Origin of the sequence: Bacteroides cutis (assembly GCF_900241005.1) — a bacterium.
GTDB lineage: Bacteria > Bacteroidota > Bacteroidia > Bacteroidales > Bacteroidaceae > Bacteroides > Bacteroides cutis.
On the sequence record NZ_OEST01000002.1, the window covers coordinates 39,536 to 52,006 of the forward strand.

Below are 12,471 nucleotides of genomic sequence, written 5' to 3' on the forward strand. Positions count from 1 at the left end.
AATAATGTTTTAATCTTCTTCTTGTTTAGGCAATGCGGCAAGCGCTTCGGAGGCATTCAGGATTTCCGGATTGAGGTGATCTTCTTTAACCTGTCCGTCGCGCAACACTATATTGCGGCTGCTGTACTGGGCTATTTCCGGATTGTGTGTCACGAAGATGATGGTACGTCCTTCTGCGTGCAGTTTCTGGAATAGTACCAATATCTCGAAAGAGGTACGTGTATCCAGATTACCGGTTGCTTCATCTGCCAGAATAACTGCCGGGTTGTTTACCAGTGCCCGGGCAATGGCAACACGCTGCATCTGTCCACCGGACATCTGATTGGATTTATGTTCCAGCCGGTCACCCAATCCCACGGCTTGCAGGGCTTCGATGGCACGTTGCCTGCGTTCGGCGGCAGATACTGCGGAGTTGTACATCAAGGGGAGTTCTACATTTTCTACGGCTGTTGTCTTTGCCAGTAAGTTGTAATTCTGAAATACGAAACCGATTTTGCGGTTGCGGAGTATGGCACGCTGAGGCTTGCTCATGGTGCGTACCGAAATGCCGTCAAGTAAATACTCACCGCTTGTCGGAGTATCCAGGCAACCCAATGTATTCAGCAATGTAGACTTTCCCGAACCGGATGTACCCATGATGGTGACGAACTCACCTTCGGTAATGGTGAATGAAACACCACGCAATGCGTGGACTGTCTCGTCACCCACCTGGAAGTTCCGTTTTATGTTTTGAAGTTCAATAACTACTTTGCTCATAATGATTGATGTTTATAAATGGGAATTTAGGGGTGCTATGCCGGTAATTCATCATTTGCCGTTTTTCTTTTTATTTCCTCCCGGAGGGCCAGGCATAAACGGACTCTTTTCACCGTTTGCTCCCTGATTTGCTTCCGGTGTTCCAGTATCACCCGGCATGCGCCCGATAGTTGCTTCAGTCACTACTACCGTACCTTCGCTGATACCGCTGATAATTTCAGTATTGATACCGTTGGAGATACCTATTTCTACCGGATGTGCGGTAAATGTATTACCTTCTCGTGTCCAGAGTTTATGTTCGCCTTCGCTATCTTTCACGATATCATCTTCTCCGATGAGCGGTTTCTCGGGAGTGAAACGCAGGGCACGTGCCGGAACACAAAGCACATCTTTACGGTCGAGAGTATAGATGGTTACATTTGCCGTCAGCCGGGGTTTCAATTTCAAATCGGGATTATGGGCGGAGATAACCACTTCGTATGTAACGACCGTGGTTGATGAAGTGGCTGTACTGCTACTGCTGGCATCACCCAAACGTATTTGAGTTACTACGCCTTCAAATATATCGTTCGGATAGGCATCTACTGTAAATGTGGCGCGTTGTCCTTCTTCGACTCCGCCTATGTCAGCTTCATCCACATCGGCCACCACCTGCATCTGTGTTAAGTCCGCGGCAATGGTAAACAGAGTCGGTGTCTCAAAGCCCGAAGCCACCGTTTGTCCCTCTTCCACATCACGGCTGATAACCACTCCGTCAATAGGGGAAGTGATGACGGTATACGACAAGTTTCGTTCTGCTTTGGCTACGGCAGCCTGACTGCTTTCATAACTACTCTTCGCCTTTTCATAATTATACAGAGACTGTTCGTAGTCTGTGTCACTGATTAGCTGTTTTTCGTGCAAACCTTTATTGCGTTCATAATTCTTCTTTTGATATTCATATTCCGCTTTGGCACCGTTGTAGGTGGCACGTTGAGAAGCCAGTTCGGTCTGGAGGGTCACGCGGTCCATCTCTGCAATCAGTTGGCCTTTGGTCACCGCTGAATTATAGTCTACATAGATTTTGTCGATAATACCACTGACCTGAGTACCGACTTCCACCTCCGTCACCGGTTCGATAGTTCCCGTGGCGGTTACTGACTCTGATATCTCGCCTTTGTTTATGGTTGCTGTCTCGTAGATCACTTTATGCTTGGCTTTAGCACCTCCGAAGAGCCAGAACCCTGCGCCGACTGCCACAATAATGGCTATGGCAATGAGGATAATTTTCTTTTTATTCATAATGATATATTATATATATACTGTTAATTGTTAGCGTATTGTATTTACTGATTGTTTTCCCCTTAAATGTAACGGCCGTTTCCATGAAGAGAAACTTCCGTTCCCATTAGGAGAAACTTCCGTTCCCATTAGTGGAAACTGTCGTTTCCATTAAGAGAAACGCTCATTTCTGTGGTAGGAAACTGCCGTTTCCATCTATAGGAAACGGAAAACTGATGATTATAGAGTAATCTTCTCTCCCTGATAGAACTTCAACAACTGTGTGTTCAATATCGCCATGTATTTGGCTTGCAGTGTTTCCTGCTGCGCATTAAGCAGGTTATTTTTCTCCGTCAACAGTTCCACTGTATTCTTCATGCCGAGATTGAATTGCTCTTGGATGAGGTCGTAGCTGGTCTGGGTACTCTTTAACTTTTCTACGGCTGCAACATAGCGTTGTTGTGCACTATTGGCATCCAGCCAAAGTCCCTCGATGGTTTTGTACAAAGTCTTCTGCTCATCCAGCAATGACAATTCACTCGTCTGCTTCTGAAGTTTTGCTTTTTGTATGGTACTCTTGGTCTGACGATTGTTGAAGATAGGAATACTTACAGTCAGCCCCAGCGAGTTATTCCAGTTTTGTTTAATCTGCTCACCGAAAGTAAAGTCACTGCCGTTGGCATTGGTACTTCCGATACCGGCACTGAGACTTAGTGTAGGTATATATCCTGAACGGGCAATGTCGATGTCCAATTCCGAAGCCTTTACGTCCAATTTGCTTGCTTCTATTTCCGGACGTATCGTGAGGGCAGCGTGGAATACGTCCGTTTTTGCAGGTAACGGAGAGAGTACATTTTCATCGTTCAAAGCAGGAATATAGAGATTCATTTCTTCTTCACCATCCAGCTCGAGCAGTTGTTTTAGTTGAAGTTTGTAATCTTGCAGGGTAGCTTGTGCTGTTACCACCTGATATTTATCTGTACTGACTTGTGCCTCTAACTGTGCAAGGTCACTCTTTGCAATGCTTCCTGCTGCAAATAGTGCTTGGGCACGTTCATATTCAGCTTTGCTTACCTCCAGGGTAGACTTATTTACTTTTACTGCTTCGGCTGCATAAAGTATCTGCACATAGACTTGTGTGATACTTTCTTCAATGCTATTCTCGCTTTGTGCTACATTCAGTTCGGCAATACGGTTGTTTAAACGTTGTTGTTTCAGTGTGTTCAGGCGTTTACTGCCGTTGTAAAGTGTCCAGTTCGCATCGATACCGTAAGTGCCGTTATAGCTTGTCTTGCTTTGGCTACTCGTGATGTTGTCACCGTTTATAATCGTGTTGGTTTCGCTATTGGGGCGATTTACGATACGTTGGCTTACCGATGCTGATAGGCTGGGGAAGAGGGAAGCTTTCGCGGTTTTTACGTCTACTTCGGTACTTTCGGCATTCAGGCGGTTTTTACGGATGGTGATGTTCTGTTGTAAAGCATAATCAATGCATTTTTGCAAATCCCATTGGGCAAGCAAATTACTGTCGGCCTGCTGAATGTTGTTCTGTGTAGCTTGCTGTATCGTATCGATATTTTGCGCAGACAACCACGTATAGTTTGCTATACAGAGTACTATTACTGTCAATCTTTTTACATTCGTCATATCTCTTAATCTTCTATTGTTTCACATGACAAATATATGCGGTAACCCGTAGAAGTGCAAAACTGATAGATATAGGTCGGATTTTCGTCGGCAGAATACTTTTTTGTGCCGATAAATAACTTTTTAGGTTTTAATTTGTTCTTTATATAAAAGAATTTTATATTTGTAATGATTGTAAATCCGAATTTATATGAAAAACCTTGTAACCAGTATTTGGCAATTCTACTTAGACGGTTTCAGAAGTATGACATTGGGACGTACCCTGTGGCTGATTATCGTAATCAAGTTATTCATTATGTTTTTTATTCTTCGCCTTATTTTCTTTCCAAATTACTTGAATAAGGTGGCTGTGGGGGCTGATAAAGAAGAGTACGTGAGCCGTGAACTTATTATCAGAGCTACCGGTAACTGATTTTTATACCTTTTACATAATACTTAATATTTTACTCTCATGCTTGAAAACATTGACACTTCCCTGATCGACTGGTCGAGAGCGCAATTTGCCTTGACTGCTATCTATCATTGGATTTTTGTGCCGCTCACTTTAGGTTTGGCGGTAATTATGGGCATCATGGAGACGGCTTACTACCGTACGGGTGACGAGTTCTGGAAACGTACCGCTAAGTTTTGGATGAAAATTTTCGGTATCAATTTTGCCGTGGGCGTGGCTACGGGATTGATTTTGGAGTTTGAATTTGGTACGAACTGGAGTAATTACAGTTGGTTTGTTGGAGATATTTTCGGTGCTCCGCTGGCCATCGAGGGCATTTTGGCGTTCTTTATGGAGGCAACGTTTATTGCGGTCATGTTTTTTGGCTGGGATAAGGTGAGTAAACGTTTCCATTTGGCATCTACCTGGTTCACAGGATTGGGGGCTACGATTTCTGCATGGTGGATTTTGGTAGCAAATGCCTGGATGCAAAATCCTGTAGGAATGGAGTTCAATCCGGAAACTGCCCGTAACGAGATGGTGGACTTCTGGGCTGTGGCAACCTCACCGATGGCTGTTAATAAGTTTTTCCATAGTGTATTATCAGGATGGGTGTTGGCTGCCGTGTTTGTGGTTGGCGTCAGTTGCTGGTATCTTTGGAAGAACCGGGATAAGAAGTTTGCCTTGGCTAGCATCAAGATTGCCGCTTGGGTAGGACTGTGTGCCGCTGTGCTTTCTGCATGGACAGGTGATGGCTCCGGCTACCAAGTAGCGCAGAAGCAACCTATGAAGCTGGCTGCCATGGAAGGATATTATGAGGGGCAAGATGGTGCTGGATTGGTTGCTTTCGGTATCCTCAATCCCCAAAAGAAGACTGCCGGTGACGGAGAAGATGCATTTCTGGTCCGTTTGGAAATTCCCAAGTTATTGTCATTGCTTGCAGAACGGAGAATGGATGCATTTGTTCCGGGTATAGACAATCTGTTGCAAGGTGGATATAAGTTGCAAGACGGTTCGATTGCCCTTTCTGCCGAGGAAAAGATAAAAAGGGGAAAAACGGCTATTGGTGCTTTCGCGGCTTATCGTGCGGCAAAGGCTGCGGGTAATGATGCCGATGCACAGGTGGCTGCCAAAGTTTTGAATGAGAACGTGGCATATTTTGGATATGGCTATATTAAAGATATCAATGAGTTGGTGCCTAATGTACCGTTAACGTTCTATATGTTCCGCGTCATGGTGATACTGGGAGGCTATTTCATTCTCTTCTTTATTGTTGTTCTTTTCTTTGTATATAAGAAAGATTTGTCGCGGATGCGCTGGATGCATTGGGTGGCTATGTTGACTGTTCCTTTAGGATATCTTGCCGGACAGGCTGGTTGGGTGGTGGCTGAGTGTGGACGCCAACCGTGGGCTATACAGGATATGTTGCCTACCAGTGCTGCCATTTCTAAGTTGGATGTAAGTTCCGTGCAGACTACTTTCTTTATTTTCCTTGTACTTTTCACTGTTATGCTGATTGCAGAAGTCGGTATTATGCTGAAGGCTATCCGCAAGGGACCGGAAGAAAAGTGATAGAGTGCTTTCAACTTTATCATACACATTATATATTATAATTTTATCACATTTGAAATATGAATACATATATATTACTTCAGCAATATTGGTGGTTTGTAGTTTCCTTGTTGGGAGCTATACTTGTATTCCTGCTATTTGTACAGGGAGGTAATTCACTCATCTTCTGTCTGGGAAAAACGGAGGAACAGCGTAAAATGATGATTAACTCAACAGGGCGGAAGTGGGAGTTTACGTTTACTACACTCGTTACGTTTGGGGGTGCATTCTTTGCTTCGTTCCCATTATTTTATAGTACGAGTTTCGGTGGCGCCTATTGGTTGTGGATGATTATCCTGTTCAGTTTCGTGTTACAGGCCGTCAGCTATGAATTCCAGTCAAAAGCTGGGAACTTATTGGGTAAAACGACATATCGTGTGTTTCTGGTAATAAACGGCGTGGTAGGTCCGGTGTTGTTGGGGGGCGCTGTGGCTACGTTCTTTACCGGTTCCGAGTTTTATATAAACAAAGGTAATATAGCAGATACCGTGATGCCCGTTATCAGTCGTTGGGCAAATGCCGGACATGGGCTTGATGCATTACTCAATCCTTGGAATGTAGTGCTGGGATTGGCTGTTTTCTTTTTGGCCCGTATCTTGGGGGCACTTTATTTCATTAATAATATTAATGACAATGATTTGCTGAAACGTTCCCGTCGTGCTTTGTGGGGTAACACGATTTTGTTCCTGATATTCTTCCTTGCCTTTGTTATCCGTATGTTGCTTGCCGAAGGATATGCTGTTAATCCGGTAACTGGTGAAGTGTTTATGGAACCCTACAAATATCTGACGAATTTTCTTGAGATGCCTTTGGTCTTGCTGATTTTCCTCATGGGTGTAGTCTCTGTTCTATGGGGGATTGTCCGTACATTGTGGAAACCTACATTTGATAAAGGTATCTGGTTTGCCGGTATAGGTACCGTGTTTACGGTACTTGCCCTGTTGCTTACGGCTGGCTATAATAATACGGCCTATTATCCTTCTACTGCCGACTTGCAAAGTTCGTTGACGCTGGCAAACAGTTGTTCCAGTCAATTTACTTTGCAGGTAATGGCGTATGTATCTATATTGGTGCCTTTTGTACTTGCTTATATATTCTATGCTTGGCGCAGTATTGACAGGAAGAAGATTGATGTGAAAGAAATGGAAGGAGGAGGACACGCTTATTAAAAAAATGATTTTACCGAATATGGATATTAAATCTGAAACTTGATTATCCTTATCTGTAATAAAACAGCCCTATCATATCCTAAAGCGAGGATTGATAGGGTTGCCTTTGTGTTTGTCTTTTGCAGTCCGTTGCTTTTCCGGACGTTCGGTTAGTTTTTGATACGTCCTCTTTTTTCCTGATAATTATTATTTCTTTTTGAAAGTAATTTCATTATAGAACTCACCTTCTTCATCTTTTTCGTAAGAGGTGAGGACAGCCGTGCTTTCATTCAAGGTTTTGATGGTAGCTTCATCACTATAACCGTCGAAAGAAATTTTTAGTTTGTCACCGGAAATACTCCATTTGAAGTTTTCTGAGTGTATTGTACTGCCGGATATATCTTGGTATACCCCTGACCCGTCATTTTTGAATGTATAAATGTCTTCGGTATATGCTTCGTCCCATGTTTCTTTTTTGCCATTATAAATTTCGTATCCTTTATACCAGGTGGATTCCCAGGTACCGATAATAAGAGTTTTTGCATCACCGTTGACACCTTCATCGTCATCGCTACAACCTGTAAAACCAATGCACAGGGCTATCAATATGTATGACAACCATAATTTCAATTCAAGCTTTTTCATTTTTTTTCTGGATTTAATTAGTATTAAAAAAGTTATTTGATACATTGCGCAAATAGTGACTGTTACGTTTGTATCAATGTTTATAAGTTCCATTGAAAATATTAGGCAAAGATAGCGTGGAAAGAAAGAAAAAATGAAACATTGATGTAACCGGAATTTCTACACAATGTAGAATATTATTCTACATTATTCCTGTTTGCTGCTTGGGTTTGATAGAACTTCCTCCTTAAATTCAGGATGGTAGCAATTGAAAAAATTGTAGTCCAGAACGTGGCTGATACGTAATAAAAGATCTGTATCTATACTTTTTCTTTTGAATATGGAATACACATTAGTTCGGTCGTAATATAGCTTACCAGCAAACCAACTGACAGAACGTCCTTGTTGGCGAAGTTTTTCCTCAATAAGTTTACCTATGTGTACCATGTGTGTCGTTTTTGTACGAAAAAAGGCGGAACCATCCGTAACCTATCTTGCTCTGAGGTACCGCCAAGCACCCAACCGTATAAATAAGTACGAATAATTCACGCCTATACAGCGTGAACTATCACTTACTTATTCTCTACGGTCTTCATTTTGGCGGTTTTCAGAACAGAGAATAAGAGCTAAAGCTCAATATCTAATAAGTATGAGAATGGAAACGCTTTTCCAATGTTTTATTAATTATATTCATTTAATGCAATTACAACAAAGATTACATTTCATGTAATACTTTTGTTATTTTGCAAATTTAGTGAATATTCTTTTTGTATTCTTTAAGAATGGATACTTTTATTATCTTTTCTTCTTTTTAACCGATTCTTCTGTCGGTGGAAATTTCGGTACAAGTTTCATCAGTCTCAGTATCTGTCCTTGTCTTTTTAATATATATGGGGAAGGTTTTGCTGAATTAAATCGTATCGGATTGGGGAGAGTTGCCGCAATCAGTGCACACTGCCCTTCAGTGAGTTTGGCAGCTGTGGTATTGAATTTGTATTTTGCTGCGGCTTGTGCCCCGTATATTCCTTTTCCCATTTCTATGGAATTAAGATAGACTTCCATAATTCGTTCTTTCGACCAGAGTAGTTCGATCAACCAGGTGAAATAGACTTCGAAACCTTTGCGCAACCATGAAGACTGCGGCCAAAGAAAGACATTTTTTGCTGTCTGCTGGCTGATGGTACTTGCTCCCCGTTTTCGCTTGCGGCTTTCATTTTCTTCGATCGCTTTTTTTATTTCGATAAAGTCGAAACCATTGTGTGTAGCAAAACGATTGTCTTCGGAAGCAATAACCGCCATAGGCAGGTGAGGGGATATCTTGTCGGACGATACCCAAGTGTGATGCCACTTGGGATTTTCTCCCGTAAATATTTGTTGTACGCTACGGATAACCATTAGGGGAGTGATATATACTGGCACAAAACGATAAATCACTGCTACTGTAAAAGTAGAGATAAAAAAGAATAATATAATGTTACGGGTTATTCGTAAGGGCTTTGAAAGTTTCATTGTCGCAGTGTTGGTGGGGATGTAAATGGAGATTTGTTAAAACGCAAATTAACAATAATCTACGTTTTAACAAATCTCTGTTTAATCATCATTTATTTTCCTGCTTCTGCATTCTTGATCATCTGTTCGCTGGCATACATATATACATCCACCCGGCGATTTTGTTCGGCTGTCATGTTATTGTCATATTCATTGTATCCCACACCTTCCACTTTTTTGAATTGTGAGGGAGACACACCACAAGCTTGCAGATAATTCTCTACGGCATAAGCACGTTCTCTCGAGACTTTCATATTGGCTTCGTATGTACCTACTTTATCCGTATGACCGACAATAGCGATATCCGTAGTTGGATCTTCTTTTAAAATCTGTGCCAGTTCACGTAAAGAAGCCTTGGAACTGTTACTTAACGCTGCGGAGTTAAAAGCAAATAAAATACCGGATTCAAATGAAACTTTTACAGCAGCTAGTCCGTTGGAGTCTGTCACTTTCTCTACTTGTGCACCTTCAATTCTGGCAGCTTCGGCAGCCTTCTTGTCCATCTTATGACCGATGGCTACACCGGCGCCTGTACCTACTGCCGCACCTACCGCCGCACCAATGGCCGCGCCTTTTCCTTTACCGATCAATCCTCCGATAATAGCTCCGGCCGCTGCACCCGAACCACCACCGATGATACCACCTTTAGTCGTTTTATTCATGGTACTGCAACTGCCCAGTAGCAAAGCACCACTCAGCAATATAGCTGTGATCTTCATTTTTTTCATACCTTTTTATTTTTTAGTTGGTTTAAGTTTTAATGATGCAAATTTATTTATATAATACATCTGTTGACCTCAAAAAGTTTAGCATTGTACTTTTTTTAGAGAATTTTCCTTTTAATAAATATAAACCAACCCCGTAGTGATAATTCAGGGGTTGTTACTCTTTCCTTAAAAAAGTGTATTTGTCTCTTCAACTAAATTTCCGGCTTGCCATACAGCGCGGATATTCAAATCTTTATCCATAATCAGTATATCGGCATCCTTGTCCTTTTGCAGTGAACCTTTACGGTCGTATACTCCCATAATGCGGGCTGGAGTCTCAGAAGCCATACGTAATGCATCTCCTAAAGGAATTCCTGCTTTTACCATCGTGCGTATCAGCACGTCGGAGGTTGCGATACTGCCTGCCAATGCCGAACGGTCGGCCAATTTACAAACACCGTCCTCGATAATTACTTTCGGATCGTTGATTTCTTTGTCTTCGTTGGCGGTATAGGATAATGCGTCGGTTACCAGGCAGGTATGTTCAACACCTTTTAATTTATAGGCCAGCTTAAGAATAGTAGCAGGCAAATGGATACCGTCGGCAATCAATTCAATGGTCATTCCGTCTGTCAGATAGACACTTTCTACCGTGCCTTCATATTTATATTCGCGGCGTTTGTGGAAACCGGGCATAGCATTGTAGAAATGGGCTGCATGGGTAAAACCGGCTTCAAAGGCTTCTTTGATACCATCATATTCAGCTTCCGTATGCGATACGGCTGCCAGTATGCCTTTTTTACGAAGGTAACGGGCAAAGTCCAGTGCACCGGGAAGTTCGGGTGAAGCGTCCCAACGGCGAATGCAGTAAGTACTCTCTATAAGTTTTTTATATTCTTTCTCATCAATCTCTTTGACTTGTCCGGCAAATTGTTCGCCTGCCATTTTAGGATTTAGATACGGACCTTCGATGTGCAGTCCAATCACTGGGCTTCCGGGTTCTTCCATCAGTTTTTCGCATATTTCGGCAGCTTGGTGCAATTTGCTGAAAGGTGAAGAAGAAAGGGTAGGATAGAAGCTGGTAGCTCCATGCCGCAGATGTGCACGGATAGCTCCACGGAAAGCTTCTTCCGTACATTCGGTAAAGTCGTATCCACCACCACCATGTGCGTGCATGCAGACGAAACCCGGCACGATGTACATACCTTTGGCATCGATGAGCCGTGCACCGATAAGGGCTAGGTCACAGTTTGTTACTTCCAAGATTTTTCCATCCCGCATTAGGACAGAACCTTCATTCAACCAGCCTTGCGGGGTGAATATACGTCCGTTGATAATTTGAGTCAGCATTTTTTTAGAATTTAGATTTATGATTTCAAGTTTCTTTTTTTTCGTCTGCGATGGTGTCGTTGTTGTTTGTATTTCCGTATCTTTCCATACATCAGCCAGATAAACAATATGCCGAAAACGGCAAATATCAGTAATACGATACCTGTATTGAGGTTATCGCCTTTTACACGGCTCCACATTTCGAGTACCAGTTCCGTGCGGTCACCAAAATCGCGTATCATGGCGCAACGTTCCACTATTTTTCGGTCGGGATATTGAACAGGATTGATCTGTAAACTGTCAGCCCCTTTAATTTCTCCGAAAAAATAACTCAGATCGGAACGTTCTTCAATGGTTGTATCAATTTTTGCCTCCATGATTTCGGGAGTTGCCACAGCGCTTACATAACCGATCGCATCCATATTCCTCATGGCTATTTCGGGCTGGCAGAGATAGTTGATGAAATAGCTCGCAGCTTTTACATTACGCGAATATTTCGGGATAACCCAACCATCGTACCAGATGTTACTTCCTTCACGGGGGACTTTATAATCCAGTTCGACTCCCACAGCATTCGCTTCATCAATAGCCCAAACGGCATCACCACTCCAGGTTAAGTTGAGCCAAGTTTTGTTCTTGGTCATCATTTCTTTACCAAAATCAGCTTCCCAGCCGGAGATATTGGGTTTCATGGATTTCAGGTATTTTTCGGCGAGTTCGATGGCTTCGGAAGAATTATCGTTCATTAATTGTTCTACAGTAACAGTGCTGTCTGCCAATTCTTTAGCATGAGCGTAGATGATGGCAGTACCGTATGCATCACGATAGCTGTCTTTCATTAGGATTTTACCTTTGTTCTTTACATTCCATAAACAATACCAACTTCCGGCTTCTTCTTCTGTGATGAAGTTCTTGTTATAGAGAATACCGGCGGTACCCCACATATAAGGTACGGCATAGTCTGTAGTGGTACGTTCCGGTTGACTGGTTTTATTCAATTCTTTTTGGATGTAAGGCGAGATGTTGGGAATATAGTCTGGTGTTTTACCGAAATTCCGGTTTATGGGTAAGAGTAAATCTTTTTTCAGCATTCGTTCGATGATATATTCAGAAGGACATACCACGTCAAAATCTTCATGTCCGCGTTCAATTTTGGTAAGCATTATTTCATTGATGTCGAACACCTGATAGATGATACGGATATCTTCTCCGGTCTGCTGCTTATACCAGGCAGGAAATTCGGCAAGTACATCTTCATCGATATAGTCTGCCCAATTATATATTTTCAGTACATGACTGCGCTGCTCGTTTGAACCTCCGCAGGAAGCGAACAGGCCAATGCAGCACAGCAGGGTCAATAGGACTGTTAATTTTTTCATTAGCTTTTATATATCATTTCTTAATTCTCCCT

At 42.4% G+C, this 12,471-nt stretch carries 12 protein-coding genes; 3 read left to right on the top strand and 9 right to left on the bottom strand.

Going from position 1 to position 12,471, the window contains the following annotated elements; genetic code table 11:
- Positions 1-9: 9 nt before the first annotated feature.
- The 3 genes from C1A09_RS04090 to C1A09_RS04100 form a co-directional block, all read right to left on the bottom strand.
- The gene (locus tag C1A09_RS04090) at positions 10-756 is read right to left on the bottom strand and encodes an ABC transporter ATP-binding protein (protein WP_101542485.1); all 747 of its coding nucleotides are present in this window, start codon (positions 754-756) and stop codon (positions 10-12) included.
- A 51-nt stretch (positions 757-807) separates the two neighbouring features.
- Entirely contained in the window at positions 808-2,037 is a 1,230-nt protein-coding gene (locus tag C1A09_RS04095; RefSeq protein WP_101542486.1) for an efflux RND transporter periplasmic adaptor subunit, read from the bottom strand.
- Between the two features lie 219 nt (positions 2,038-2,256).
- On the bottom strand, positions 2,257-3,663 hold the full coding sequence (locus tag C1A09_RS04100) for a TolC family protein (RefSeq protein WP_101542487.1): 1,407 nt from the start codon (positions 3,661-3,663) through the stop codon (positions 2,257-2,259).
- A gap of 190 nt (positions 3,664-3,853) precedes the next feature.
- On the opposite strand from C1A09_RS04100, the gene C1A09_RS04105 reads away from it, so the two are divergent.
- The 3 genes from C1A09_RS04105 to C1A09_RS04115 are packed head-to-tail and all read left to right on the top strand — an operon-like array spanning position 3,854 to position 6,873.
- Positions 3,854-4,075 carry a DUF4492 domain-containing protein gene (locus tag C1A09_RS04105; RefSeq protein WP_101542488.1) on the top strand — a complete coding sequence of 74 codons (222 nt, stop codon included), beginning with the start codon at positions 3,854-3,856 and terminating at the stop codon, positions 4,073-4,075.
- A 39-nt stretch (positions 4,076-4,114) separates the two neighbouring features.
- The gene (locus tag C1A09_RS04110) at positions 4,115-5,665 is read left to right on the top strand and encodes a cytochrome ubiquinol oxidase subunit I (protein ID WP_101542489.1); all 1,551 of its coding nucleotides are present in this window, start codon (positions 4,115-4,117) and stop codon (positions 5,663-5,665) included.
- A 59-nt stretch (positions 5,666-5,724) separates the two neighbouring features.
- Entirely contained in the window at positions 5,725-6,873 is a 1,149-nt protein-coding gene (locus tag C1A09_RS04115) for a cytochrome d ubiquinol oxidase subunit II (RefSeq protein WP_101542490.1), read from the top strand.
- Positions 6,874-7,059: 186 nt separating this feature from the next.
- Here C1A09_RS04115 and C1A09_RS04120 read toward each other — a convergent pair whose 3' ends face one another.
- The 6 genes from C1A09_RS04120 to C1A09_RS04145 all read right to left on the bottom strand — a co-directional run bounded on the left by C1A09_RS04120 (position 7,060) and on the right by C1A09_RS04145 (position 12,439).
- Positions 7,060-7,497: a lipocalin-like domain-containing protein gene (locus C1A09_RS04120; protein WP_101542491.1), complete on the bottom strand. Its 438-nt coding sequence runs from the start codon at positions 7,495-7,497 to the stop codon at positions 7,060-7,062.
- A 186-nt stretch (positions 7,498-7,683) separates the two neighbouring features.
- Positions 7,684-7,923 (bottom strand): XRE family transcriptional regulator, encoded by a 240-nt coding sequence (locus tag C1A09_RS04125; protein ID WP_180949177.1) that lies wholly within the window; start codon positions 7,921-7,923, stop codon positions 7,684-7,686.
- A 348-nt stretch (positions 7,924-8,271) separates the two neighbouring features.
- Complete coding sequence (gene mtgA / locus C1A09_RS04130; protein WP_101542492.1) at positions 8,272-8,985, bottom strand: monofunctional biosynthetic peptidoglycan transglycosylase; 714 nt, start codon at positions 8,983-8,985, stop codon at positions 8,272-8,274.
- Positions 8,986-9,077: 92 nt separating this feature from the next.
- Entirely contained in the window at positions 9,078-9,752 is a 675-nt protein-coding gene (locus C1A09_RS04135) for an OmpA family protein (protein WP_101542493.1), read from the bottom strand.
- Positions 9,753-9,917: 165 nt separating this feature from the next.
- Positions 9,918-11,081, bottom strand: a complete 1,164-nt coding sequence (gene nagA / locus C1A09_RS04140) for an N-acetylglucosamine-6-phosphate deacetylase (protein ID WP_101542494.1) — start codon at positions 11,079-11,081, stop codon at positions 9,918-9,920.
- A gap of 17 nt (positions 11,082-11,098) precedes the next feature.
- A complete protein-coding gene (locus C1A09_RS04145; protein ID WP_101542495.1) occupies positions 11,099-12,439 on the bottom strand; it encodes an ABC transporter substrate-binding protein in 1,341 nt (446 codons plus the stop codon).
- Positions 12,440-12,471 lie beyond the last annotated feature (32 nt).